21 protein-coding genes are annotated in these 25,252 nt (G+C 34.2%); 8 read left to right on the forward strand and 13 right to left on the reverse strand.

The genetic code is table 11. The annotated features are described in order from the left end of the window. Window positions 1-10: 10 nt before the first annotated feature. Complete coding sequence (locus BUA98_RS03720) at window positions 11-1,255, reverse strand: efflux RND transporter periplasmic adaptor subunit (RefSeq protein WP_086065171.1); 1,245 nt, start codon at window positions 1,253-1,255, stop codon at window positions 11-13. A 157-nt stretch (window positions 1,256-1,412) separates the two neighbouring features. On the opposite strand from BUA98_RS03720, the gene BUA98_RS03725 reads away from it, so the two are divergent. Together BUA98_RS03725 and BUA98_RS03730 are read left to right on the forward strand one after the other, a co-directional pair. Further along, window positions 1,413-2,771 carry a sigma-54-dependent transcriptional regulator gene (locus BUA98_RS03725; protein WP_072970271.1) on the forward strand — a complete coding sequence of 453 codons (1,359 nt, stop codon included), beginning with the start codon at window positions 1,413-1,415 and terminating at the stop codon, window positions 2,769-2,771. A 190-nt stretch (window positions 2,772-2,961) separates the two neighbouring features. Next, window positions 2,962-4,287 carry a sensor histidine kinase gene (locus BUA98_RS03730; protein WP_072970272.1) on the forward strand — a complete coding sequence of 442 codons (1,326 nt, stop codon included), beginning with the start codon at window positions 2,962-2,964 and terminating at the stop codon, window positions 4,285-4,287. A gap of 259 nt (window positions 4,288-4,546) precedes the next feature. On the opposite strand, the gene BUA98_RS03735 is transcribed toward BUA98_RS03730, so the two are convergent. The 5 genes from BUA98_RS03735 to BUA98_RS03755 form a co-directional block, all read right to left on the reverse strand. Beyond that, on the reverse strand, window positions 4,547-4,876 hold the full coding sequence (locus tag BUA98_RS03735) for an MGMT family protein (protein WP_072970273.1): 330 nt from the start codon (window positions 4,874-4,876) through the stop codon (window positions 4,547-4,549). A 192-nt stretch (window positions 4,877-5,068) separates the two neighbouring features. After that, the gene (locus BUA98_RS03740; RefSeq protein WP_072970274.1) at window positions 5,069-5,707 is read right to left on the reverse strand and encodes a LysE family transporter; all 639 of its coding nucleotides are present in this window, start codon (window positions 5,705-5,707) and stop codon (window positions 5,069-5,071) included. Window positions 5,708-5,750: 43 nt separating this feature from the next. Next, window positions 5,751-6,428: a tRNA (guanosine(46)-N7)-methyltransferase TrmB gene (trmB, locus tag BUA98_RS03745; RefSeq protein ID WP_059114995.1), complete on the reverse strand. Its 678-nt coding sequence runs from the start codon at window positions 6,426-6,428 to the stop codon at window positions 5,751-5,753. 173 nt (window positions 6,429-6,601) lie between these two features. Next, on the reverse strand, window positions 6,602-7,984 hold the full coding sequence (locus BUA98_RS03750) for an ammonium transporter (protein ID WP_072970275.1): 1,383 nt from the start codon (window positions 7,982-7,984) through the stop codon (window positions 6,602-6,604). A 262-nt stretch (window positions 7,985-8,246) separates the two neighbouring features. After that, entirely contained in the window at window positions 8,247-8,738 is a 492-nt protein-coding gene (locus BUA98_RS03755; RefSeq protein WP_072970276.1) for a nuclear transport factor 2 family protein, read from the reverse strand. Between the two features lie 424 nt (window positions 8,739-9,162). On the opposite strand from BUA98_RS03755, the gene BUA98_RS03760 reads away from it, so the two are divergent. Then, entirely contained in the window at window positions 9,163-9,840 is a 678-nt protein-coding gene (locus BUA98_RS03760; RefSeq protein ID WP_072970277.1) for a hypothetical protein, read from the forward strand. Between the two features lie 144 nt (window positions 9,841-9,984). On the opposite strand, the gene BUA98_RS03765 is transcribed toward BUA98_RS03760, so the two are convergent. Together BUA98_RS03765 and BUA98_RS03770 are read right to left on the reverse strand one after the other, a co-directional pair. Then, window positions 9,985-10,299: an HPF/RaiA family ribosome-associated protein gene (locus tag BUA98_RS03765; RefSeq protein ID WP_072970278.1), complete on the reverse strand. Its 315-nt coding sequence runs from the start codon at window positions 10,297-10,299 to the stop codon at window positions 9,985-9,987. Window positions 10,300-10,678: 379 nt separating this feature from the next. Next, window positions 10,679-10,948: a hypothetical protein gene (locus BUA98_RS03770; RefSeq protein WP_072970279.1), complete on the reverse strand. Its 270-nt coding sequence runs from the start codon at window positions 10,946-10,948 to the stop codon at window positions 10,679-10,681. Window positions 10,949-11,028: 80 nt separating this feature from the next. Here BUA98_RS03770 and BUA98_RS03775 point away from each other — a divergent pair, with 80 nt between their 5' ends. From BUA98_RS03775 to BUA98_RS03785, 3 genes are read left to right on the forward strand one after another with little or no spacing between them, the layout of a single operon-like run. Then, on the forward strand, window positions 11,029-11,235 hold the full coding sequence (locus tag BUA98_RS03775; RefSeq protein ID WP_072970280.1) for a helix-turn-helix domain-containing protein: 207 nt from the start codon (window positions 11,029-11,031) through the stop codon (window positions 11,233-11,235). A gap of 56 nt (window positions 11,236-11,291) precedes the next feature. Next, the gene (locus BUA98_RS03780) at window positions 11,292-12,752 is read left to right on the forward strand and encodes an AAA family ATPase (RefSeq protein ID WP_244279165.1); all 1,461 of its coding nucleotides are present in this window, start codon (window positions 11,292-11,294) and stop codon (window positions 12,750-12,752) included. Then, window positions 12,749-14,119 (forward strand): McrC family protein, encoded by a 1,371-nt coding sequence (locus BUA98_RS03785; protein WP_072970281.1) that lies wholly within the window; start codon window positions 12,749-12,751, stop codon window positions 14,117-14,119. Before BUA98_RS03780 ends, BUA98_RS03785 begins: the two co-directional genes overlap by 4 nt. 202 nt (window positions 14,120-14,321) lie before the next feature. On the opposite strand, the gene BUA98_RS03790 is transcribed toward BUA98_RS03785, so the two are convergent. From BUA98_RS03790 to BUA98_RS03800, 3 genes are all read right to left on the reverse strand, one after another. Continuing rightward, window positions 14,322-15,365, reverse strand: coding sequence for a hypothetical protein (locus tag BUA98_RS03790; protein ID WP_159433447.1), 1,044 nt, complete (start codon window positions 15,363-15,365; stop codon window positions 14,322-14,324). A 95-nt stretch (window positions 15,366-15,460) separates the two neighbouring features. Next, entirely contained in the window at window positions 15,461-17,647 is a 2,187-nt protein-coding gene (locus tag BUA98_RS22255) for a TIGR02594 family protein (protein WP_072970283.1), read from the reverse strand. 639 nt (window positions 17,648-18,286) lie between these two features. Then, window positions 18,287-20,758 carry an AsmA family protein gene (locus tag BUA98_RS03800; protein WP_072970600.1) on the reverse strand — a complete coding sequence of 824 codons (2,472 nt, stop codon included), beginning with the start codon at window positions 20,756-20,758 and terminating at the stop codon, window positions 18,287-18,289. A 240-nt stretch (window positions 20,759-20,998) separates the two neighbouring features. Here BUA98_RS03800 and trxA point away from each other — a divergent pair, with 240 nt between their 5' ends. Continuing rightward, entirely contained in the window at window positions 20,999-21,316 is a 318-nt protein-coding gene (gene trxA / locus BUA98_RS03805; RefSeq protein WP_012023423.1) for a thioredoxin, read from the forward strand. Between the two features lie 405 nt (window positions 21,317-21,721). On the opposite strand, the gene BUA98_RS03810 is transcribed toward trxA, so the two are convergent. Both BUA98_RS03810 and BUA98_RS03815 read right to left on the reverse strand, forming a co-directional pair. Beyond that, window positions 21,722-23,797, reverse strand: a complete 2,076-nt coding sequence (locus BUA98_RS03810; RefSeq protein WP_072970284.1) for a tetratricopeptide repeat-containing sensor histidine kinase — start codon at window positions 23,795-23,797, stop codon at window positions 21,722-21,724. Next, window positions 23,794-24,501, reverse strand: a complete 708-nt coding sequence (locus tag BUA98_RS03815) for a LytR/AlgR family response regulator transcription factor (protein WP_072970285.1) — start codon at window positions 24,499-24,501, stop codon at window positions 23,794-23,796. The genes BUA98_RS03810 and BUA98_RS03815 overlap by 4 nt, the downstream gene beginning before the upstream one ends. Window positions 24,502-24,693: 192 nt before the next feature. Here BUA98_RS03815 and BUA98_RS03820 point away from each other — a divergent pair, with 192 nt between their 5' ends. Further along, window positions 24,694-25,239: a hypothetical protein gene (locus BUA98_RS03820; RefSeq protein WP_072970286.1), complete on the forward strand. Its 546-nt coding sequence runs from the start codon at window positions 24,694-24,696 to the stop codon at window positions 25,237-25,239. The last annotated feature ends 13 nt before the right edge of the window (window positions 25,240-25,252 follow it).

Consider the following 25,252-nt stretch of genomic DNA (forward strand, 5'->3'; position numbering starts at 1 on the left):
GAAACCTTTTTTATTGAGAACTTATAGATAACTCTTCAACATCTTTATAATCCGTATAAGAAGAAGTAATTACAGATTCGCCTTCTTTTAGTCCTTCCAGAATTTCATAATACGAAGGGTTTTCTCTGCCTAATTTGATGTTTCTTCTTTCGGCTTTATTTCCTTTGACTACAAAAATCCATTTTCCGGCCGTTTCCTGATTGAAGCTTCCTTTCGGAACGACTAATGTTTTGTTTTTCTCAGATAAAATCAGTTTTACACCAAAACTAAGTCCGTCTTGTAAAACAATTTCTTCTTTAGAAGTAAAAGCCAATTCTACTGTAAAGTGTCCGCTTTTTACTTCCGGAATTACTTTGGTTACTAAAACTTCCAGTGTTTTTCCTTTAAATTCTACCTGACCTTTTAAACCTTCGCGAACTTTTTCTAAGTAGAATTCATCAACATCGGCAGCCAATTTGTAGCCTTTTTTCGAATCGATTTTTCCGATGCTTTCTCCCGCCTGAAATGATTTACCTAAAACAGGTTCAAAGGATGTTAATCGTCCAGTTTCCGGAGCAGTTATTAAAAAGTTCTTTTTGTTGTTTCTTAAAATATCTAAGCTTTTCTCCATCGTCTGAATCGAACGGTTGATTTGCGAAATCTGAATCTGATTGGTTTGTTTTTCTTTCTGAATACTCTGCTGAATCGTTCTTTTTCGTTCTTCCTGAAAACGAAGACTTTCTTTAAAAGTATTCCAGTCGTTTTTCGAGATTACTTCTTTCTCATATAATCTCGCGTTCATATCGTATAATCTTTTGGCATCATTATAATCGTGTTCGATCAAAACCAAATCTTTATTTAAATTCAATTCCTGATTTCTAATGTTCAGTTTTCCAGTATTCAAATTGTTGATTTGCTCAATAATGGCGGTTTCCTGAGTCAGGTAATTTAGTTCTGTATTCGGGTTGTACAAACGAGCTAAAGATTGTCCTTGTGTAACCATCGCACCATTTTCAACAAAAATCTCTTTTACAGATCCTCCTTCTGTAACGTTTACAAGCATCACGTTCAAAGGTTCAACTTTGGCCTGAAAAACCACAAAATCTTCAAAAAAGGCTTTTTCGATTTTTTGAACTGATAGTTCTTCTGCTTTTACATTTAAACTTCTTTTAGTGTTAAACGAAAAAAAGATGATGACAGCCAAAGCTAAAAAAACTCCAATTGCTATTGTGAGATATCTAAATTTTCTATTTTTACGAGGAATTACCTTGTCCATTTTATAAATAATTTGTTGATTACCAATAGGTAAATACTGTGCCACAAAATTTATTATTTGTAAAGCCTTGATTTTAAAGAAGCTTTAAAAACCATTCAAAAAAAGGAGTGTTCGATAATGAACAGTTGACCGTTCAAAATCGGACAAAAAAAGACAGATGCGAAAAAAATTAGCCCAAATATTAATTGTTGACGATCAGGAAGAAATTCTTTTTTCGGCAAAAATGATTCTCAAAAAACATTTTGAAACCATTTTTACCACAAACAATCCTAAAAAAATCATTTCTCTTTTAAGCGAAAATGAAATAAATGTGGTTCTCTTAGACATGAATTACCGCATTGGTTTTGAAGATGGACGAGAAGGAATTCATTGGTTAAAAGAAATTAAAACACTTTCGCCTCAAACGATTGTGATTTTAATGACAGCATTTGGTAAAATTGAAACGGCTGTTGAAGGTATAAAAATCGGTGCTTTTGATTATGTTTTGAAACCCTGGCACAACGAAAAATTACTCGAAACAATTGATAAGGCTGTCGCCGAAAGTAGAAAAAATAGTAAAAAACCGGTAATCGAAAAAACCGAAAAAAGATATTTCGTCGGAACTTCACAAAAAATAAAACAAGCTTATTCTATTGCTGAAAGAGTTGCTAAAACCGACGCCAACGTTTTGATTTTGGGAGAAAACGGAACCGGAAAATATGTTTTTGCCGAATTTATTCATCAACATTCTGAACGAAAAAATCAACCTTTTGTTCATGTTGATTTGGGTTCTTTGAGTGATAATTTATTTGAAAGCGAACTTTTTGGCTACGCAAAAGGCGCTTTTACCGATGCCAAAATAGATACTCCGGGAAGATTCGAAATGGCTTCGGGTGGAACTATTTTTCTGGACGAAATCGGGAATATTCCATTGCATTTGCAAGCCAAATTATTACACGTTTTACAAACCAAAACCGTTACGCGCTTGGGCGAAAGCAAACCAAGACCATTAAATGTCCGAATTATTTCGGCGACAAACAGCGACATTAAAGCAGAAGTGAAAAACAAAACCTTCCGAGAAGATTTGTTATACCGAATCAATACAATGGAAATTCATTTGCCATCCTTGCGCGAGCGAAAAGATGATATTGTTCCGATGGCTAATTTTATCCTCGATCAGATAGCCGAAAAATACAATCATGGTCCCGAAGCTTCGGAATGGCAGTTTGAACAAAATGCAAGTCCGTATTTAGAAAAATATCCATGGAAAGGAAATGTCCGCGAAATGGAAAACAAGATCGAACGCGCTTTGATTTTAGCTGATAACAACACAATTTCGGTTCACGACTTGGATATTCTGGATTTTGAAGATGTTCAGGAAAATGATGAAAATCCACTTTCTGAAATGGAAAAAACCGCGATAGAAAAAGCCTTGTTCAAACACCACGGCAACATAAGCAAAACCGCCGAAGAATTAGGTTTGTCAAGAGCCGCTTTATATAGAAGAATAGAAAAATACGATTTGAAAAACACATAATAGTTTTGCTACAGATTAAAGGATTAAAAATGATTTAAATTAGTCTCTCGCAGATTTTGCAGATCTCGCAGATAAAAATGATTTTAATTTTAATAATCTGCCAAATCTGCAGAATCTGCGAGAGAATTATATAGTCAAGTGAAGAAATCATTTTTAATCGAGTAATCTGTGGCAACAAAAAAATAAAACAATGAAAAATTGGAAGTTTTATAACGCCTTATTTGTGAGAGTCTTGTTTGTCATGGTGCTCTTTTTCTTTTGCGTTTTTCTGATCTATAAAATGTTTTATTACAATGCCATTTTGGTCGGACTTTTTGCGGTTGTAATGCTTTTCGAAATGTATTTTTTCGTAAAAAACCAATTATTGTTTTATGACAGAACATTGCTCTCCATGCTTCAAAAGGACTTTTCGACCAATTTTCCTGAAGAGAATAAAAAAGACAATTTCGAAAGTTTATATCTTTTATACGATGCTTTAAAAATCCAACAGCAAGAACAAACCTCAAAAGAATTGGTGTATCAATCGATCTTAAATAGCATTGATACCGGAGCGCTGATTTTAGAAAAGGATAATGACGAGTGGAATATCTTTTTGATGAACGATTGCTTCTCTAATTTATTCAAAGTGCCAAAAGTGAGTCACTGGAGTTACTTAAAAAACTATTTGCCATCGCTTTGTAATGAAATTGAAAAGTCTGATTTTGCCGAACTAAAATCGGCTATTTCGATTAAAATTGAAGAGCAGGATTTACAGACTTTTATGCTCCAAACCTCACTGACAAAAACCTATAAAAAAGAATATTTTATCATTTTATTGGATAGTATTCAGCGTGTGATTGAGAAAAAGGAAAAAGAAGCCTGGATTAATTTGATGAAAATTATTTCACACGAATTAATGAATTCCTTAACGCCAATACGTGCACTTTCGCAGAATTTACTCCAAATTGTCGATCAGGAAAAACTGGAAGAAGATGATTTTGAAGACATCAAAAGCAGTATTTCGACAATTATAAACAGGAGCGATCATTTACAGGTTTTTGTGGAAAATTATAGAAAGTTAGCCATGCTTCCAACGCCAACAAAAGTGATGACGCCAATCAACACGCTTTTCGAGGATTGCCTCCGAATCATGAATCCGATTTTAAAAGCAGAAAATATCGAATTGATAAATGATATTAATAGTTCCCGTTCGATTTTGATTGATAAAAATCAGATGGAACAGGTGATTATCAACTTGATTACGAATAGTATTTATGCCTTGAAAGAGAAGAGTGAAAAAAAAATGTTTTTATCAAGTTATACCGAAAACAATCGTTTTTTCATCACGATTTCGGATAACGGAAAAGGCATTGATTCTGAAATTCGCGACAAAGTTTTTCTGCCCTTCTTTACCACCAGAAAAGACGGCGCGGGAATTGGTTTAACGCTTTCCAAAAACATCATCGAAGCTCACGGCGGTTACTTGAGCTATCAAACCGATGAAGATAAAACGAGCTTTGTTATTTGCTTGATTTGATACGAATTCATCTTTGTCAAAGTTTTTGAAACTTTGACAAAGATTTTAGCCAAAAGTTTGTAAGCGCATTTTTGTCATTCCGAGGAACGAGGAATCCCCGCGAGAAGCTCGACAAAGATTGACGATTTTGATTGTGGAGTTACTTGCGGGGATTCCTCGTTCCTCGGAATGACAAGATTGTGTAGAGGAAAAACTTTGCGCCTTCGTGCCTTTGCGAGATTAAATGCCACAGTAAAGCAACAAAAACTTTAAAATAAACTTATATTCTGGAAACTTCAGGCGTCCAAAAATGTTTTTCCAAATCTATAATTTGATTGTCTATAACTTCGATACCTTCATTTTCTAAAAGTTGCTGCATTAAATTCGTTCCGTGAAAATGGTGTTTTCCGGTTAGAAGTCCTTTTCGGTTTACAACGCGATGCGCAGGAACATCATCCCTATTATGACAGGCGTTCATCGCCCAGCCGACCATTCGGGCAGAGCGCGCCGTTCCTAAAGCTTTTGCAATAGCACCATAAGAAGTCACTTTTCCGTACGGAATTTGTCTGGCAATCTCATAAACTCTTTCAAAAAAATTATCTTCTGCCATAGGTTTTAGAATTGGTTTCACGCAGATTTGAGCAGATTTGAGCAAATCAAATATAAATCTTTTTAATCCTTTAATAAGTTGAATATTTTACCAAATAGAAAGATTAGTTTAGTCAAAAATATCCCTTTAAATCTGCGTGAAATATTTTTTTACCACAAAAGAGCGAATCCCTTAATTTGTGCAAACCAATTTTTACCTGAAATAGTAATTTAAAATATTAAAAAGAGTAACCACTGCAACCAAACCCGTAATGCTTCCAATAATAGTATTCATGTTACGCATCAGGTAATCGGTTTTCTTTTCTATTTTTCCGAAGAAGCCAATATAACTGTATAAAGCAGCAAAGGAACCCAAAACAGAACCCATTACAAAAGTAAAAATGATATTGCTTTCAAATACAAAAAGATGGTAAGAAGCTAAAGTAACACTTACTAAAACGTAATACGGAATCGGGAAGAAGTTCAATCCCGAAAGTAACATTCCTAAAAAGAAACGACTTTTTTTACTGCTCTTTTTGATTTTTGATTTCTTTTTGGTTTTCGGTTCTTTGGCGATAAACAGAAAATAGATCGTTAGAATGGAGAAGATAACAAATCCAACTTCACGCAATAAAGTCACAACATCAGGGCGATTATCAATTACGTGAGCAAACAAAAGAGCCACATAAACCTGAAAAAAGATAACCAGAAGCGCACCGGCCACAAACCACAAAGCATTCTTTCTTCCTTCTTTCAGGTTTACTTTTGCAGCTGTCATGTTGATTAAACCTGGAGGAATAATTCCAATGAAAGCGGCAATAAAACCTGAAAGTAATGGAGTAATTAAGACCATTCAGTTGTGTGATGGGTTAGTAAAATCTGTTTTTAAAATTAAATTAGTCTTTAATTTTAAAACGAATATACGTAATTGCCTTGTTAATTTCTAAATATTGTTTTTCATAAAAGGTCTGAAAAGCAGTAACTTCTTCCGGACTTCCTTCGTTAGTATACACATTATGATTCGCATATAAAACTTCATGTCCTTCACCGTGAAGCAATCCAAGCGTATAACCGTGCATGAATTCGCTATCAGTTTTAAGGTTTACGACACCATCTTTTTTAAGGATTTTTTTGTACAATTTCAAAAACTCAGAGTTTGTCATTCTGTGTTTTGTTCTCTTGTATTTGATTTGCGGATCCGGAAAAGTAATCCAGATTTCGTCTACTTCATTTTCGTTGAAAATATGATCAATCAATTCGATTTGAGTTCGAATGAAAGCAACATTATGCAATCCAGTTTCAACAGCGGTTTTAGCACCTCTCCAGAAACGCGCTCCTTTAATATCAATTCCGATAAAATTTTTGTTCGGATATCTTTCTGCTAATCCAACAGAATATTCTCCTTTTCCACATCCTAATTCTAAAACTAATGGATTGTCATTTTTAAAGAAATCAGAGTTCCATTTTCCTTTTAAAGGCATTAAATCGCCTACAACTTCTTCTCTGGTTGGTTGAAAAACGTTTTGAAATGTTTCGTTTTCCCTGAATCTTTTTAGTTTATTTTTACTTCCCACTTTTACAAAAATTTTCAGCAAAATTAAGGAATATAAACGAATGAAAATAGGTTGAATTCGGTTTTAAAATTTTTAGCCACGAATTCACGAATTTTTAATTATCTGTTGTCGTCAATACAAGCAGAAAAAATTCGTGAATTTGTGGCTAATTTTAATGCAAAGAATATTTTTTCTTAACCGTAATGAGGCTCCGTAATTGCTTTTGATTTTGGATCTAAAGTTTCATCGTGTTGTGATAAATCCAATCCAATGTGTTCTGATTCTTCTGAAACTCTTAGTGGAATTATAAAGTTCGTTACTTTGAATAGGAAATAAGCTCCGAAGAAAGTAAAAATAGAAACCAATACCAACGCCATCATATGATGTCCGAAAACATTCCAGCCTCCGTGTAATAAACTAGCATCTTCGCCGTGAGCGAAAATAGCAGTCAGAATCATTCCCATAATTCCACCAACACCATGACAGGCAAAAACGTCAAGGGTATCATCAAATCTTTTTGAGAAGCTGCAATTTACAACTGAATTTGAAACCAAAGCAGTAACAAATCCGAAGAACATGCTTTCAGGAACCGATACAAATCCTGCAGCAGGAGTAATGGCAACTAAACCTACTACAGCTCCGATACAAGCTCCTAGAGCCGATACTTTTCTACCGTTCATTCGGTCGAAGAAAACCCAGGTTAACATGGCTGCTGCCGATGAAGTGGTGGTGGTTGCAAAAGCCATAGCTGCAGTTCCGTTAGCGGCAAGAGCTGAACCCGCGTTGAATCCGAACCAGCCAAACCATAACATTCCCGTTCCTAATAATACAAACGGAATATTGGTTGGAATATGCTGACTGTTTTTTCTTTTTCCTAAAACCAGAACTCCGGCCAAAGCAGCGAATCCTGAACTCATATGTACCACAGTTCCTCCGGCGAAATCCTTAACGCCAAAGTAACTTCCTAAAACTCCTGTTGGATACCAAACGGCGTGACACAAAGGAGCATATATGAAAATGGTAAATAAACTAATGAAAATTAAATACGAAATAAAACGAACGCGCTCTGCAAACGAACCCGTAATGATGGCCGGAGCGATGATCGCGAATTTCATTTGAAACAAAGCAAAAAGCATAAACGGAATCGTGCTTGCCAGTTTTTTATGGGGTAAAATATTTACGTAATCCATAAAAGCAAAAGTGGTCGGATTTCCGAAGAAGCTGTAAAAGTGCTCTCCAGATCCAAAACCTACAGGATCTCCAAAAGCTAAACTAAAACCAACGGTAACCCATAAAAGTGTTACAACGCCCAAACAGATGAAACTTTGCAACATGGTCGAAATCACATTTTTCTTGCCTACCATTCCGCCATAGAAAAAAGACAATCCCGGCGTCATGATTAAAACCAGACAACAAGAAGTTAACATCCAGGCAACGTCGGCAGGAACGATTTGGTCTAAAGTGCCAAATTCTGATAGAACGTAATTGTTTTCAGTAACTGTTGGCCAAAATGCGCCTGTAATACAAACTAAACTTATAATAATAAAGGAAATGATCCAGCGTCTTTCTATTTTCATTTTTCAAATACTTTATTGAACCCTATTTTTTTTGGGGTCAAAGTTAAAAAAAAATAAAGATTTTGATTTTTAGGGCTGTTAAAATAGAGGTAGGTGTTTGATTTTAGTTAATTTTGTAAAATTCAGATCCTTTTTTTGATAGAATTGTATTTCTGAATCAAAAAAAAGAGTCCAAATTGCCAAATATGTTATAATTAAATTGCTATCGTGATTTGTAACGTGCTATAAAAGTTAGGTTTATAATAAGAAAGTTCTAAAATGTTTATTTTTTTTGAAGTTTCGCAATCAAAGCATCTTCGATTGGCGCTTTTATTTTAATTACAGCATCAACTTCGTCATTCGGAACGGTCATTGATAAAACGTATTGCTGAATTTTCCATTCTTTTCCCACTTTTATCAAAACGCCAGAACCGCGGCAAATTTTCATTTGTGTGTTTAGCAATTCATCAAACCAGGCCACATTTCCGGTTTTGTCAAAAAAGATATGACGTTCCAGAGCTGTAAAATTCCAGGTTCTGCCACTTTTGAAAAAAGGCTGTGCCCAAGTCTGAAAGTCTGGTTTCACCCAGTTTTCTGTAGCGTCTGTCCCAATAAAAATCGCATCTTCGGTCATTGCATTAAAATAGTCTTCAAATTTCACATCGGCAGCGGCTTTGTGCCAGTCGTTCAGTGTTTTGTTGATTTTTTCTTTTTCCGCCTTTTGAGCATTAGCAAAAACGGTCACAAATAATAAAAGTAAGATAGTTTTTTTCATGGGTTTGGTTATTTGAGTTAAAGATAAGAAAAAATCTTTTTAAAGGTTCAGAGGTTCAGAGAGGCAAAGGTTCAAAGGTTTTTAGACTTTGCCCATAATATCTCTCGCAATCCCGATAGCTATCGGGAGCAGAGGCGCAAATTTTTTTTCTCATTTTATGTCATTTCGACGAAGGAGAAATCCTCGCAAGTAACTCCGCAACGAAAATCCAATCTTTGTCGAGCTTCTCGCGACGATTTGCTTCGCCAGTCGCTATCGCTCGAGTCTTTTTCGTCGAAATGACAAACAGTACGCTTAATTAATCTAAAAAACTTTGTGCCTTAGTGCCTTTGTGTGGAAATTCGCAAAAACTCAAATTCTCTTATATAACTTATATGCTATAAACATTCATTTACTATCTTTGATTGTTTTAAAATACCATATCATGAATCCGAAAATATTTATCAGTTCGATCGTTATTACTTCTTTACTTTTTGTGTCTTGCAAAAAGGAATTAGAACCTCAGGAAAGTACACCAACTTCTGAATTAGTTAAATTGGGATTGGTAAAAGATACGGCGAAAGTCAAGTCGGTAGTGGAGGCACCACAGCCACAGACTAATCCGAATACGGTATTGGGAGAAACAAAAGGATTAAATCCGGCACACGGACAGCCGGGACACCGTTGTGATATTGCAGTGGGTGCGCCGTTGAATTCGGCACCAACACAAGGACAAACGGCAACTGCTCAACCAACACAAACGGTACAGGTAAATCCGAATCAGAAAAATGTGGTAACTACAACTACAACTGCTGCAGCTCCGGTAAAAGTGGCGAAAGGAATGAATCCGTCGCACGGTCAGCCAGGGCACAGATGTGACATTCCGGTTGGAGCGCCTTTAAATTCTCCTGTTGCAAAACCAGTTGCTGCAACTTCAACGTCAGCACAAAGTGGAAGTACTACGAAAACCTTTACTGTTACACCACCAGCGGGTACTGAAAATGCAGTCCCGGCCTTATTAAGCACCGAAGCGCCTAAAGTTGCCGAAGGAATGAATCCGGCACACGGACAACCAGGACACCGTTGCGATATTGCAGTAGGTCAGCCTTTACCGAAATCCTAAAGGAGGGGCAAAGCTACAAAGGCTCAAAGGCACAAAGGAAATCAGATCTTTGTCCCTTTGTTTCTCTGAGTCTTTGAACCTCTAGAAAACATATAAAAAAAAATCCGTTTCAATTGAAACGGATTTTTTTATGAAATCTTCTATTTAAAAACTTTTTTGTTTTTCGAAAGTAGTCGTCAATGTTTTTTTGGCTTTGGCCAAAGCACCACTAAAAGCTTTTTCAAGTGTATCTGAGTGTTCTGTAACGGTTATGGGTTGTAGTTTTGCTGTGCGGACTTCGATTACACATTTCTTATCGTTTAAGCTGAATTTCTCGCCATTTTCATCTCCGAAATGAACTTCAACGCGGGTAATTTTTTCTTCAAAACGTGTTAGCCCTTTTTCTAATTCTCCAGAAAAATAAGCTTCTAATCTTTCGTGTCCTTCGATGTTTTTGTCGGTATTGATTTGAATTTTCATATGGTTTATATTTAATGATTGTTTCTCAAAGCTATCTTTTTTAAGATGAAAAGCCAAGTGAGTTAAGGAAACATTATGAAATTTTAAGCGTATTTTTTTGTCATTCCGAGGCACGAGGAATCCCCGCAAGTAGTTCGGCAATCAAGAGCACACAAAAAAGGCAAGAGGTAATTATTCCTAATTTAGATTTTCTTAATTCTAAATTTAATTATGTGTTCACAGCAATCACACTTTACAAAACTTCTATCATCTACATCCATATCTATTTCAATTTCATAATCACAAATAGGACAATTGTAAATAATATCTACAAGTTTTATGGGTGGATTTAGAACAGTTGGGATTTCTAAGATTGAATATTCTATCATATTTTTTTAAATTAACCAAATTGTATATAATCATATATAAAATCGTTGATTTCTTCTCCTTCAGGGTCAAACTTTAAAACAATCCTAGAGCATAATTTATCAACCCAATTTTCAATTTCTTCTAAAGAATTAATGTTATTTAGAAAAGACAAAAGCTTATTTTGATTAGTAAAATCATCTATAAACATAAAAATGTCTTCTTTAAAGCTATCTGCATAATTTTCATTTGGTTGCGATAAGTAATTTTCTAAATGTTGAATTTTTTCATTTAAGCTTAACATAGGAATTTTATTTCAAAGATAAATAAAAACCCGACTATACTCCGTTGTTTTAGAGTCTACATTTTGCAACTTTTGTTAACATGGATATTAAGCAAAAATTTGGACTTAAGATAAAGGAGCTTAGAAAACTCAAAGGACTGTCTCAAGAAAAGCTAGCCAATTTAGCAGAGATAGATCGAACCTATCTGCCAACGATTGAAAAAGGTGAAAGAAATGTTTCTATTGAAGTAGTTGAGCGATTAGCGAATGCTTTAGAAGTTAAGATAAAAGACTTATTCGATGAATAGTAATAATGATGAATAAAGTTGAGCAAAATCTATAAAATAATACTCCAACAGAAAATATGAACGAAGAAAATATACGGATTAAAAATGTATTAGAATTTATCAGGCAAAAAGCTATAGAATTTGGTGCAAATAATGATAAAGAGTTTAATAAATCATATATCGAAAGAAATAATACTGGATCAGATTCTCTTAAAGATAAAGGTGCTTATTTTGGTTTTATTCATCCGGAGGAAGAATCTGGAGGGCCATTCCATGACTTTTCATTAACTATTTTCCCATGTATTGAAGATAAACCTTGGTTAGTTTGCTTAGGTATTGGGTCAAGCGGTTTCAAAAATGATTACGATCTTGCCAATTATCCTGGAGTAAGAAGACTTTTTTCGAAACTTATTAATGAAAAAGGTTTTTGTAAATCGGACTTTTCAGATATAGAAACACCTTTGCCTAAAACTATTGCTAATAGTGAAGACCTAGAGCAAATAAAAAACACAATAAAGACTTACACAAAAGTTTTACCAGTTTGCCAAATTGTTGAAAATCCTGAAAGTGAAGAAGGAAAAAAAATAATAGCAGCATTTGTGGCAGGTTATGCAAAACTTAGAAATTGGTCATCTAATAAGGAACAGCGTAAAGCAATTTCAGATGCATTAAAGCCCTTTTTTAAAGAAGAGAAAATAGATGAAGTTGAAGAAATAAATAATCTTCTTATAGATAGAAAATATATTGTTCTGCAAGGACCACCTGGAACTGGTAAGACTAGAACGGCTAAGGAAGTTGCAGAAAAAATAAAAATAAGAACAAAAACATTTTTTACTCAATTTCATGCAGAGACCAGTTTTTCTGATTTCATATTTGGTATTCGACCAGATTTGAATAGCAATCACCTTCTCTATAAAGAAAATTTAGGAATTTTTACTAAGGCATTAAAGTATGCAGAAGAAAATAGCGGGGAAAGAGTAATTTTAATAATTGACGAAATTAATAGAGCAAATCTTTCTAATGTTTTGGGTCCCATTTTTTATTTGTTTGAACATAAAATGGATAAATGGGATGTTGAAATAGAAATTTCTCCAGACTTTAAAATTAATAGATTACCAGATAATTTTCACGTAATAGCGACAATGAATACGGCCGATAGAAGTTTGTCTGTAGTAGATTTTGCATTGAGAAGAAGGTTTGCATGGTATGATTTAAAGCCAACACCTATTAACGGGAAAAAGAAAAATTTGGCAAATGTGAGTGTGTCTGAAATAAATAATTCTGAAGAATATTTCTTTCTTGAAGATTTCTCGAAAATTAATGAAATTTTTGATTGGTATGCTTCTAGTAATGAGCTTTCACTACAACCGGGACAAGGCTACTTTATTGCAAAAAGTGAAGAGGAAATGAAAAGCAGAATTCAATATGAAATATTTCCATTGATAAAAGAATATTTGCAAGAAGGATTGGTTAGAAATGCCAAAGAAGAATTTAATAATTATTTTGCTTCACGTATAAATCAATCACTTTTTGAATGAGTAAGCCATTAGATGTTTTTTTTGAGATGTCTTGTTTAACTGAACAATCTATTCAGTTAAGTGGAACCTATTTGCAAAAAAAATGGTTTAAAACAGCTGACAGAAGAATTATTGGTCAGACTCTTCAAAAGTTTATAGAATATAATTTAGCTCAATTTAAATTCTTAGGGATTCAGCCATTTATAATTGGTACAGATCAAAATACTTCGTTGTTTTTCCGATCATCAGGTTTCATTGGAACTATTCCATTAAGAGCCTCTGATACAGGTAAGCAAATAGGTGATTTTGTAGTAATGCCAAGATTTACTGGTCGTGATCGTTTTGAAGATTACATTGAAATTTTAAACTTACTTGGTGCAGAAATAAGCCCAGAAATTATTGATAGCTTACCTCTTGCTTCAGGTAAAAATTTTAGACCACCATTGTATTTAGAAGCAGTAAAATTCATCTCCTCTCTTGAACTGTTATTGTCGAAGTCTTGGTGTAAATTTGATAATGTTGAAAAAATATCAAATCAACCAAATGGTCAAATAAATTGGAAGAAATACATCAACAATGAATTCAAAATTGAAAATAGGTTAAAGTTTCCTGTACGAAAAAATATATTAAGCGAATTTCATAGTGAGTATGCAGAAGTGCGTTATGTATTTGACATTTGTAAAGGTGAGTTACTTTCTTCAAATACTCCTCAAAGAATTAAAAATACAATGAGAGCAAGGTTAAATTTCATTGAAGAAAAATTGTATTATCACAAACCAAAAATAACGAATAACATTACAGTTAAAACATCTGATACTGTTATTGTAAAATCTTGCAAAGAACAAGCTAATAAGATATTAAACTTTAATTTAATTGATTCTACTGCTTGGAGAGTGGATTTTTGTGATGTTTTTGAAAAATTTGTTCAATATATTTTCAGAGAAGTTGCTAAAGAAACTGGCGGTAGATTATTTTCAAATTTTAAATTTCATTCTAAAACTTCTAAACACTATTCTTGGGAATTAAAACATATTGAACCGGATGCTATTTATCAAAAGGAAAATCTGATGGTATTCATCGATGCTAAATATAAATCAAATCTGTATAATAAGTCTAGCAATAGTGAAACTCTTAAAGATGATTATAGACATGATTTACATCAGATCATGGCTTATTCTTCATTTGGTAAAACAGATTTGAAGTTTGGTTTTCTTTGCTATCCATCTGACCAATTAGAAATAAAAAAAATAAAGTATAAAAACACAATTAATGAAGTTACCAGTTTGATTTTTGTATTAGGAATACCATTAAAAAAAGATTCTATAATTGAAGCAAAACGTTTACTTATAAAAGAACTTAGTATAATAGAAAGTATACTAGAAATCTGATTTTCTAAAACCTTCTCATGAAACCAAGTCCCCTAGCCCTGATAGAAGCTGTATGCTTTTGTGCCGGGGTTCGGCGCAAAAGATACAAGTGGATAGCAGGAAATAGCTCATAAAAAAAGCGAGATTGTTTCTTTTAAACAATCTCGCTTTTTAATTTAGAAAATAAAAGAGGAATGGAAAAGCCTTTAAAAACGATCCATTATTATTCAATTTCTCCGGGAAGGCTAATGCCTCCTTTTCTTGTTAATTCATATATCTCTTTAAAATCTGGTAAATTGTAATAATTGTTTTTCTTAAATTCCTCTTCATATTTTTGATCTCTAACATTAAAGAAATAAGAAAATAAGTTATCGTCCGTCATCTTTGTTCCATAATAACAAACTAAGGCTTTAATTTTTGCAACTTCACTAAAACTTAAATTGTCATCTTTGAAATCTTCTGCGAAAACACGTAAACTCAGATTGTAATTTTTGAAAGTAGTTTTATCTTGTTTTGCAATAAAGTCAAAAACTTCTTTATGAACTATTATATTATTATCACAAGTTTTGGTCCAGAGTATTTTGCCAAATTCTTGTAAGTCTTCATCTGCGATTTTTATAAGGTTTTTATCTAATACCCATTTAAGTAAATCTTGATCTTTAACATATCCAAAAGTTTTTACTAATTGTTCGAGAAAATATTCATCATGAAATTTTAACCACACCAAACTTGCTTTATTATCATTAAATAAATATTTATTTCGATTGACTAATGTTTCGATATTTTGTTGACGTCGTTGCATTAAATTTTTATCATCCTTCCAAAAATATTTTGAAACTTCCTCGCCATTTTCATATATAAAAGTTTTTGGTAATAAATTTTCGCCATTAGCTAAATCAGGAAATTTTTTTTGATAATCAATAAGTTGAGGTATGGCAAAACTTTCTGTAATATAGTTGTCATTTTTAATTACAAAAACACCAAAATAATCATATATGTTATTTGGAAAATAGATAAAATCTCTATCGCATTTATTTAAGAAATTAACATAGATGTATTTTGAATCTGATTTTGAATTCAAAACTCGTCTGAAAATAGAATTAATTCTATCGGCAAAATCATTATCTGTTGGAAATTTGAAACCTCTATTTTTTAATTCTTGCTTTGTTAATGGAATTATAGCCTCAAAATCCGAAATAGTGTAATTATATGGATTACTATAATTGGGTACTCCGTATTCTAATTGATTCTTTAATATTATTTTCATTTGGTTATTATTTTTGCTTATATCTTTATTCTGTCCATTGCAACTATTTAATAAGACAGGAATAAAGATTATTAAAATTTTATATCTCATAATTTTTACTTTTCAGAAGTTTTCTTCGCTGGATTTCCGTTATATTCTACCAGATTATATTCATCTTCCATTACGTCATAATTTTTTGGAACTACATATGCAAAATAGTCTGATTCATTATAAGTTACACACTGCAGGGCATTACCCTGATTACCACCTAATATAACTATTTTAGATCCTTTTTTCCCTACAACAAAACCAACATGCCCGCCTCCTTTTCTTGTTTTAACGGCTATTGCGCCATATATTGGTTTTTTCAAATCTTTGCCCTCTGGCCAAGTAGCCCATTTTAGTGCACGGACGGTATCAAACCTGTTTAAGCCAGTATACCCGTAATTTGTCATAACCCAATTGACGAAAGCTGCGCACCAAGGAATATCTTTTTCATTCTCAGTTTTCTTTTTCATAGATTTTTCATAGGGAGTGTTATTGAAAAATTTCTGAATTTCTTCGTTAGAACCTGTTTCCTTTAATTTTTTTGCTTCTTCTATCCATGCCAGTTTCATCCAAGGCGCTCTTTCGAAATCAGTACTTTCTGATTTTTCTTCTTCAATATCTTCACATCTACCTTTAAATATTTGAGAAGCGCCTCTATCATAATGTTCTTCTTTTAATTCTTGAGTTACCTCTGCTACGGTTGTTTTACCATTATGAAAACCCCAGCGTTGTTCTTTTCTTTGTCGGGTATAAACCCACTTTTCTCGTAATTTGTGTTCATCGTTTTCTTTCATAAAAGGAGGGTTTGATGCATATCCATATTTAGTAACCCAAGGCTCTCGGTTTATATTTATCATCCGTTGCTCGTAACTTGTATTACTTCCGTCGCCATCTGGCACCGAAATACTTTCATCAAAAAGAATATAATCAGGATTATTTCCATGGCCCACAGCATTTGGTTTTACAACTAACAAATACAAATCGGTCATTGTTATTAATTGATTTTTTTTTGGTTCAAAATATTTTTTCACATAATCCATTTGCTCTATAAAAGTCATTTTTTTCAAAGCACTTCGAGTAGTGCCAACACTTTTGGCAGCAGCATCACTAAATTGAATAAGTCCCGAAAATCCAACTCCATTATCAACCGATGGACTAAAGGTATTTGCTGATTCTAAATGAATTATTGACATTAACTCACTAGCTTTTTCTTTCTTGTTAGCTTCTCCCCAAAGACTAGAACAAACTTCAAGTACTTTTTTACGCTCTTTACAGGTTAATTTATTACTCCAGTAAAAATTATTCTCTTTGCAAACACAAGTGTTTTCTTTTTTGTTTTTCTCATCAGGCATCCAAACCTTCATGACACTATTAATTTTCTCCCAAACAGGATTTGTCGAAATTTCATTTTTTACAGAGACTTTTGTTTCATAATAATCATGAACGTTCTTGTCCGATTTCGCAATTCCTTTTTCTTCTTTTTTAGACGGGCCTTTTTTCTCCGCCGGAGTTTGCTTTTTAGGTGCTTGAGCTTCGGGTTTATAATCAGGATTGGGTATATTTGCATTTTTACTTGCTACTCGTTTTGATATTTTTTCAAAAATTTCGGCAGTTACGTAGTATTCATGAAATTCTCCTTCATTTTTGTCTCCTTTAGCTAATTTCGCATTTGCCAGCCAGGCATGACTAGGATTTAGATAAAATTTACCATAAGCTATTCCGTTTAAAATGTCACTTATTTTAGTTTCGATCCTTACATTTGTTGTGTTTTGCTTCGTTTTATCTCCGTCATCTTCCCATAGAGTTACTTTTACAGGTAGCAACTCCATATCTACACAATGTACTTTGGCAATTATCCAATCGCCGTATGCAAATGGTCTTGTAGGTTTATTATAATTATTGTCCAGTAAATCAACATGTACTATTTTCCCTTGTGTGGATTTTTCTGTTTTTATATCAAGGACTGCTTTTTCGCCATTTACATCTACGAGCATTCTTATTCCTTTTCTAGTAAGACTTCTTTGGTAAAATGTATAGTGCACTGTCCTTCCTGTTTTATTATTATCAGACTTTTTTACCCAAGAACCTCGTTCTAAAACCCAAATACTCCATTTAATTTCATCATCAGATAAACTTTGAAATTGTGATTGATCTAATGACGTAGGATGGGAGCTTCCAAAAAAATCATTAATAGAATAATATTCTTTTATACCTACTACAGGATTGGCTTTTCCATATATTTTTAACTTCGACATATTACATTAATTTAATTGTAAATAAAATCCTATTATTTACGAATGTAATATATTTATCAAAATAAAATAATTTTCTTACAAATTTTAACTTTAGAGAAATTTTATTGTGAAAAAGAGGCCCTAGCCCTGATAGAAGCGGTATCCTTTTTAGGCCATCGGAAATATCTCGTTTACCGTAAACGATCTGCCTAAAAAGATACAAGTGGATAGCAGGAAATAGCTCCTAATGAGAAATTCCAAATTTTGAATTCCAATTGTTTCCTTGTTAGAACTTTATTGATAATCTTTGTCGAGTTCCTTGCGGGGATTCCTCGTTCCTCGGAATGACAAACTGTGTGTTTATACTCGGGTGAAATAGCAAACTTGATTATACTATAGTGCCAATCTTTGTCGAGTTCCGTGTGTGATCCTTCCTCCGTCTTTTAGATTTGTTTTTTGAAAATTTATTAGATTTATGATTGAGAAAGGAAGCTAAAGTTCACTATTCATTCGTCCGAGTTTATGGCTCATATCTTGATTAAGACTTTGGCTTCCTCTTCAGGATGACAAGATTGTGGCAACTTTGTCGAGTTTCTTGTGCGACTCTTCGACTTCGCTCAGAGTGGCAAACTGTGCCTTCTATGGAATAATAAAACGAGGTTATTTCTCCTTTTTATTCTTCCCCTTATCCTTCTTCCCCCACTTAATTTTCATTTTTCCGCCATCATCGACGGCAAGTAAATGCAGGACAATTCCGCGGTCGCGAACGGCGTCGCGTTCGGCTTTGGTGGCGAGTTTGGCGTCGTCTTTGGAGTTTCGGAGTGGGATGGTGAGCGCCATATTGGTGCCGCGGCCAAAGGAATAAATACCTTCGGCATCGAGGTTGAGAACGCTGGAACTTATAGTGAGTTTATTGACGTCGACCAGTTCGCCACGAAGTTTGCAATTGCCGGATAAATCGCTGAAAGTAATGTTTTTGACATCGCGAAATGGAAACGCAAATTTCCCGATTTTAACAATTGGCTCAAAGTTTATTAAAGCGCCGTGACTGACCTTGAAATTCAGACTTCCGTGTGTTGAATTCGGGACCAATTCGCCGTTATGGATCATTCCGGTCATATCAGTATTGCTGGTGAGCTGTCCGCGAATATTGTTTGGCGTAAATGATTTGATTCCGAAGTTATTAAACGACTTTAAAAACTGTGTAATATCAACCTGATTGACCTGTGCGTTGGAAGCGAAATTGTAATTTTTGCCATTTGGAGAAAGCGTCGTACTAAAATTAATACTTCCGCCACACGTTTGCAGCGAACCATTTTTGATTACCAATCGGGAATCGATCATCTGAATCACCGCTTTTGTATTGGTGGCGGTCAATTTATTGTAGGTGATTTTATCGGCTTTGAGGTTAATGTCTACAACACATTTTTCAATGGCATTACGTAGCTGTTGGGACATAGATGGTTTTTTGGTATTCACTTTCTTTTTTTGAGAAGTAGCCAGAACGCCCATAAATTGTCTGACATCGATACTTGGGCAATAGATATTCCAGTTTACGACCATTTTTTCAGGAGCATCGTAATATAGATTGAGGAAATTATTGATTTTTCCGTCTATAAAAATAGTGTTGTTTTTATTTTTGTAGGCAATTTTATTAATAATCAGGGCTTCTTGCGTAAATTGTAGCTTCACGTTTATTTTTTCGGCATGAATGTTTTTCGGAATAAAATGGAAAGAGACATTTTTAACGTCTACATTTCCAATAAAACGCGGTTTGGTAATGTATAAATTGACAATATCAAACTGAAATTTAAGGTTTAGCGTGGCGTGGCCTTCGGTAAAATGAATCCATTTTTCGGTGTTTTCTTCGTTCATCACTGGAAGATCAAAATCAGAATTTACGACTCCGGTTGCCAATGGTTTTTCGAGATTGTTGATGGATAATTGCGCAATTTTAAGCGGCACATTTCTGTATTTTGCAGAAAAACGCGTTAGAATTACAGCCGAATTCGCATCGCTAAAACCTTCCTTTGGTTTGAAATTATTGGTGAAAATACCTTTGAAATTACAATCTGTCAATAATCCGTCCGGAATACTCAATTCGTTATTATGCACTTCGGCCTGAACCACAATTCGCGGATCACCTTCGGCATTAAAATCGCCTTTGATGTCGCAATTCACATCGATTTCTTTTTTCAGATTAAAATGGTTCAGCTTCGAACTGATGTTTGCCGATAATAAATTGGATGCGTTTTGCCATAAAATCGTAGTGCTGATATTGATGCCGAATAGTGCGCTGCCTTTGGCTAAATTGAAAAAAGCAACGATATCAAAAGAATCGGATCCAATTTTTAAACCCTCTGTTTTAACGTCTATTTTTTCTCTTTCAGCCGAATAGGTAACGGCAAAAGTGCCTTTGAGTCGTTTTTGTTTGGCGAAACTTCCGTGAACGGTATTGAAGGCCAGACTGCCAATTTGAGTATCTAAAAACACATCGGTTTTCCAGTCGTCTCCGTCGTAATCTACTTTCGATTTTAAGCTGGCAACATCAAAATCAAATAATTTATGACCAATGCGATTGTCCAGAATAAAATGAACATTGTTGAGGTCGATTTCATCAATGGTGGTTTCGCTGTCCGATTGGGTTTCGGGTGTTTTTTTCTTTTTTGGTTTAAAAATATCCGAGTTAGAATAGCCATTTTCGGCTTTATAAAGATAAATCTGAGCGTCGTTGATCAGGATTTTATGTATGTTGATTTCTTTTTGCAGCAAACTCCAAACGTTTAAACGGACTTCTATTTCTTTGGTTTTTAGTAACGTATGTTTATGCGTTTTCCATTGTTTGTCTTTGAGTTCGACATCTTTTAGCGCCACAGTAAAATTGGGTAAACCGGTTAAAAACTTATACTGAAAATCGCCAATATGAAAATCACCGTTTATATTATCGTTGATTTTAGTGTTGATTTTGGCCATTATTTCGGTTTTGTTCCGATTAAAATAAATCGATAGTCCGGCACCGGCAATTAAGACTAATGCGACAAGTCCTAAAACAAAATAACCAAAGCGTTTGGCGTATTTTTTAAAACCGGCTGATTGTAGAAAGTTTTTTATTCTATGTAAAGTTGCTGTCATAGGAACGAATTTTCTCAACATTAAAGATAACATAAAAATTAATGTTATTTTAATAATTTGATATTCAATTTATTGAGGTAAAATATTTTAGGAAACACAAACATGTAAATTATATAACTAATGACAATACATTTATAATCAAAACTAATTTGGGAATGGTGTTTCATTCGTATTTAATTTTTAAATTTGTACTCTAGTTTGAAGATTAATAATTCAGACATAATTTAAACCTAAGATATTATGGCATTAGCAATAACAGATGCTACTTTTGACGAAGTAGTTTTAAAATCAGATAAACCAGTAATGGTAGATTTTTGGGCAGCATGGTGCGGTCCTTGTAGAATGGTTGGACCAATCATTGACCAATTAAGCGACGAATACGCAGGTAAAGTTGTTGTTGGTAAAGTGGATGTGGATGCTAACCAGGAATTCGCTGCAAAATATGGTGTGCGTAACATACCAACCGTTTTGGTTTTTCATAACGGTGAAGTTGTAGGTAAACAAGTAGGAGTTGCTCCGAAACAAACTTACGCAGATAGTTTAGACGCTTTGTTGTAATCGTAAGATTATAATTGATATAAAAAAGGTTTGGCGAAAGTCAAGCCTTTTTTATTGCTATTAGAAGCGTAGTTTTTTAAACACATAGAAACATAGCTTTTGAAAACTTAAAAAAAGGCATTTCATTAATTTAAAGAAACATAGCTATGTGTTTTAATGCAAATGAAATGCTTTTTTTAGCATCCAGCATAACTATGTTTCTATGTGTTTAAAAAAGTTAGCAGTAAATTTGGTAGATTAAATCTGCGCAAATCTGCTTAAATCCCTTTTATCCCGATAGCTATCGGGAGCGTGAAAAATTAAGCATTAGATTTGTTTTCACATAGCTATGTGTTTTAATGCAAGTGAAACGCCTTTTTAAACACACAGCATAACTATGTTTCTATGTGTTTAAAAAACTTAGCGTTAGAATATAATAGTAAAAGTAGTTCCGGAATCTGGTTTTGAAACGACTTCGATTTTAGCGTTAATTGCTGTTGCTAAATCACGGATTAAGTGCAAACCTAATCCTGATTTGATTCCGATTACTTCTGAGTCGTCGTAAAGGGCTTTGAACTTTTCCTGAGTTCCGCCGGGGCCGTTGTCGGTTATGGAGAGAAAGGTTTGATTGTTTTCTTGCCAGGCTTTCCAGATTATTTTTCCGTTTGAAGATTTGTCGAGTGCTTTTATGGCGTTTCCGGTTAGGTTTCTGATGATGGTTTTCAGGTAATTTTCATCTGTATTTAAGATGAGGTTTTCCGGATCTTCAAAGGAGATTTCTATGTTTTCTACGCTTGAAAAATGCTTTTGCGTTTCTTCAAATAAAATCGCAATCGGAAAAGGATGAAATTGAGGTTTAAAGTTCTCCATTTGGCCTTTGCTCCACAGCAAAATATCTTCCATAGACGATAATAAATTCTCTGCTCCGGAAATTACTTTGGTCTGCATTCTCAAAGCCATTTCTTCATCAATGAGTTCCGGATTTTCTTTTTGAAGATGTAAAAAATGAATTAAATTCGAAACCGGACTTCTTAAATCGTGATTTAAAATGGCAAAAAAGCGTGCTTTTGTTTTATTGGCTTCGTCTAATTCGGCATTCAAAAGCTGTAATTTCTGATTGGTTTTCTTTCGGTTTTGACTTTGTTTAAATAATAAAAGCAGAATAATTCCAACCAGTACCAATCCGGAAATGAGGAAAATACGTTGTTTTTTGGCATCGGCTATCTGAATGTTTTTGATGGTATTTTGAGCCGAGAGATTTTTAATTTCCTGTCCTTTCGCCTTGTTTTGAAAACGGGCTTCGGCATTGGCAATATTCTGTTTCGCCGATTCGAGCATCATTTCATCATTGGTCTGACTGTAAATCTCGTTGTATTTATAAGCTTCTTTCCAAAGCCCTAACGCTGCATAACTTTGAGCTAGTTTTTTATTGATGTTAACATACGATTCTTTGTCATAGGTATAAGCGTTTTTAGAGGCCAGCGTCAGGATTTCGATGGCTTTTTTGTACTCTCCTTTTTCATATAAAACCCTTCCCATAATGGCATTGGCTTCCATAATAATATCATCGTCATTTGATTTCTGTCCGAGCAAAACTGCTTTTTTAGCGTAATAATAAGCGGCATTGGTCTGGCGTTCGTTTACGTAATATTCAGAAAGGCTTCGGTTGGCAAAACTCAAATTCAGAAATAAAGAATCTTTTACGGTTGGGTAGGTATAAATTAAGCGATAATATTTTTGAATGCTGTCGGGTTTCTTCATCGGAACAAAACACTGCAAATAATAATTGCATAAAAAGGCACTCACATATGGGGAACTTTTTACATACGGTTTAGCTTCGTGTAAATACTCGAGTGCTTTTTCATACTGCTTCATTTTGGTATATGCCGCCGCGATTTGGCTGTATGAAATTCCGATATTTTCTGTATTGGCAACCGTTTTTGAAATCTGTTTTTTGAAAGTAATCGCTTTTAGCTGATAATCAATAAAGGTTTCGTATTGGGCATTGTTGAGGTAATATTCGGCTATGCTTCCGTAAAGAACCGCTTTTGTGTAGGTATTTTTTGTGGTATCCAGTACTTTTTTTACGTAGTTGGCGAGCGCTGCATTTTTTGAAGTTTCATTCAGGGCGTAATACATATAATTAAGACGTGAAAGGGCAATGGTCAAATTTTTAAGATGCCTGGCTTCTTTAGCATATTTCAGAGATGCTTCATAATTGCCTAAAGCTTCTTTATATCGATTGTTGCTGAACTCGTACGAATATCCTTTGAAATAATAAAATTTACTGAGAAAGGCCGGGTGTTTTTGCGAAAGTTTTATCCCTTTTTCTGCAGCCGTAAAAAGTGCTGAATAATGTTCTGAATTTTGAATTTCGTTGCAATATTTTACCCAGGCAAGAAGTTTTTGTTCGGTAGTTTTATAGCGCGTTAAATTGGGTTCCGGCTGTGCAAAGGCAGCGCATGTTATAAAAAGCAATAACAGGAATCCCAGTTTTTTCATGAAATAAAGTTTAGGTTCTCTTTATAACTTCTCCCAACCGGAATTGTAATATTGTTGTTTAAAATAATTTCGGAAGAGTTTATTTTTTGGATAAACTGTTTCTGCACTGCAAAACTTCTGTGAATTCGGATAAACGATTGAAAATGATCTTCTTTCAAAAGATTTCCGATACTCGATAAAACACAATGCCTCTTTTTATTGGTAATAATTAAAGTGTAATCTTTTAAGGCTTCGAGATACAAAATTTCATGCAGTTTGACTTTCGTTTGTTCGTGACCTTCTTTAATATAAATCGTGTCGCCGCCAATACTGGCTTCAAAAAGAGAAGCTTTCAATTTGATTTCCATAAACTCTTCAATTCGGCTTACGGTTTGGGTAAAGCGATCAAGTTTTAATGGTTTCACTATAAAATCGAGTGTTTCGATTTCAAAACTTTCTACGGCATGTTCCGGATGCGCGGTTATAAAGATACAAACGGGAATTTCCAACGCTTTTTTTCGAAACTCAATTCCGCTTAAACCCGGCATGTCAATATCGAGAAACAAGATGTCAATGTCTGTGGTGTCGATAAAAGGAAGTGCTTCTTCAGCTGATTCAAAAACACCTAAAATATCCAGAACAGGAAATTTTTTAGCAAACGATACTACCGTCAGCCTGTCAATTTCGTCGTCGTCAATGATAATACAGGTGTATTTTTTGGTCATTTGTTTGGTTTTTGTGTCGTCTGTCTATTTAAAATGTCGTCTGTCTATTAGTGGTTTTTGGCCTGATTTTAATCCTGCAAATTTGTCTCGTAATACTTCATCAGCAGAAAATAAATAGGCTTTTGACTTTTACAAAAATAATGCTATTGAATTAAATAAGAACCATTTAATAAATTTTTAAACTAAATTATTATGAAATTTTTAAAAACCATTTTTACCATTTTATTAGTTGCCATTTCTACCATTTCATGCAGCAGCGATGACGGAACCGACGGAACCAACGGAGTTGATGGACAACAAGGAGCTCCGGGAGCGCCAGGAACAGCAAATGTCATTTACAGCGCATGGATTAATGCTCCTGTAGCAGCCGCAGAAACGGTAGACGGAACTTCTGGAATGTCTACAACTATTAATGCACCAGAATTATCAGATGAAATTCTTTCAAAAGGAACCATATTGGTTTATGTGTCTTTTGGATCCGGCACATTCACACTGCCTTATACTTCAACTGCAGGCGGATTTGCCAATACGATAACCGCTGTTTCTTCTCTTAAAAAGATCAAATTATTCCGATTTAGACATGATCAGGGAGGAACTGTAAACATTCCAACCTCACTATCATGGCGCTATATTTTGATTCCGGGTGGCGTTACTGCTGCCACTTCAAAAGCTGCAAAACCAGATTATGCTAAAATGAGCTACGAAGAAGTTTGTGCGCATTTTAATATTCAGCCTTAATTTTTTGAAAGAA

Origin of the sequence: Flavobacterium saccharophilum, assembly GCF_900142735.1 — a bacterium.
Lineage (GTDB): Bacteria > Bacteroidota > Bacteroidia > Flavobacteriales > Flavobacteriaceae > Flavobacterium > Flavobacterium saccharophilum.

Excerpts from the sequence above, each read along its gene's own strand:
- BUA98_RS03720 (WP_086065171.1), bottom strand. The coding sequence starts at position 1,255 with ATGGACAAGGTAATTCCTCGTAAAAATAGAAAATTTAGATATCTCACA.
- BUA98_RS03725 (WP_072970271.1), top strand. The coding sequence starts at position 1,413 with ATGCGAAAAAAATTAGCCCAAATATTAATTGTTGACGATCAGGAAGAA.
- BUA98_RS03730 (WP_072970272.1), top strand. The coding sequence starts at position 2,962 with ATGAAAAATTGGAAGTTTTATAACGCCTTATTTGTGAGAGTCTTGTTT.
- BUA98_RS03735 (WP_072970273.1), bottom strand. The coding sequence starts at position 4,876 with ATGGCAGAAGATAATTTTTTTGAAAGAGTTTATGAGATTGCCAGACAA.
- BUA98_RS03740 (WP_072970274.1), bottom strand. The coding sequence starts at position 5,707 with ATGGTCTTAATTACTCCATTACTTTCAGGTTTTATTGCCGCTTTCATT.
- BUA98_RS03750 (WP_072970275.1), bottom strand. The coding sequence starts at position 7,984 with ATGAAAATAGAAAGACGCTGGATCATTTCCTTTATTATTATAAGTTTA.
- BUA98_RS03755 (WP_072970276.1), bottom strand. The coding sequence starts at position 8,738 with ATGAAAAAAACTATCTTACTTTTATTATTTGTGACCGTTTTTGCTAAT.
- BUA98_RS03760 (WP_072970277.1), top strand. The coding sequence starts at position 9,163 with ATGAATCCGAAAATATTTATCAGTTCGATCGTTATTACTTCTTTACTT.
- BUA98_RS03765 (WP_072970278.1), bottom strand. The coding sequence starts at position 10,299 with ATGAAAATTCAAATCAATACCGACAAAAACATCGAAGGACACGAAAGA.
- BUA98_RS03770 (WP_072970279.1), bottom strand. The coding sequence starts at position 10,948 with ATGTTAAGCTTAAATGAAAAAATTCAACATTTAGAAAATTACTTATCG.
- BUA98_RS03775 (WP_072970280.1), top strand. The coding sequence starts at position 11,029 with ATGGATATTAAGCAAAAATTTGGACTTAAGATAAAGGAGCTTAGAAAA.
- BUA98_RS03780 (WP_244279165.1), top strand. The coding sequence starts at position 11,292 with ATGAACGAAGAAAATATACGGATTAAAAATGTATTAGAATTTATCAGG.
- BUA98_RS03785 (WP_072970281.1), top strand. The coding sequence starts at position 12,749 with ATGAGTAAGCCATTAGATGTTTTTTTTGAGATGTCTTGTTTAACTGAA.
- BUA98_RS03790 (WP_159433447.1), bottom strand. The coding sequence starts at position 15,365 with ATGAAAATAATATTAAAGAATCAATTAGAATACGGAGTACCCAATTAT.
- BUA98_RS22255 (WP_072970283.1), bottom strand. The coding sequence starts at position 17,647 with ATGTCGAAGTTAAAAATATATGGAAAAGCCAATCCTGTAGTAGGTATA.
- BUA98_RS03800 (WP_072970600.1), bottom strand. The coding sequence starts at position 20,758 with ATGACAGCAACTTTACATAGAATAAAAAACTTTCTACAATCAGCCGGT.
- trxA (WP_012023423.1), top strand. The coding sequence starts at position 20,999 with ATGGCATTAGCAATAACAGATGCTACTTTTGACGAAGTAGTTTTAAAA.
- BUA98_RS03810 (WP_072970284.1), bottom strand. The coding sequence starts at position 23,797 with ATGAAAAAACTGGGATTCCTGTTATTGCTTTTTATAACATGCGCTGCC.
- BUA98_RS03815 (WP_072970285.1), bottom strand. The coding sequence starts at position 24,501 with ATGACCAAAAAATACACCTGTATTATCATTGACGACGACGAAATTGAC.
- BUA98_RS03820 (WP_072970286.1), top strand. The coding sequence starts at position 24,694 with ATGAAATTTTTAAAAACCATTTTTACCATTTTATTAGTTGCCATTTCT.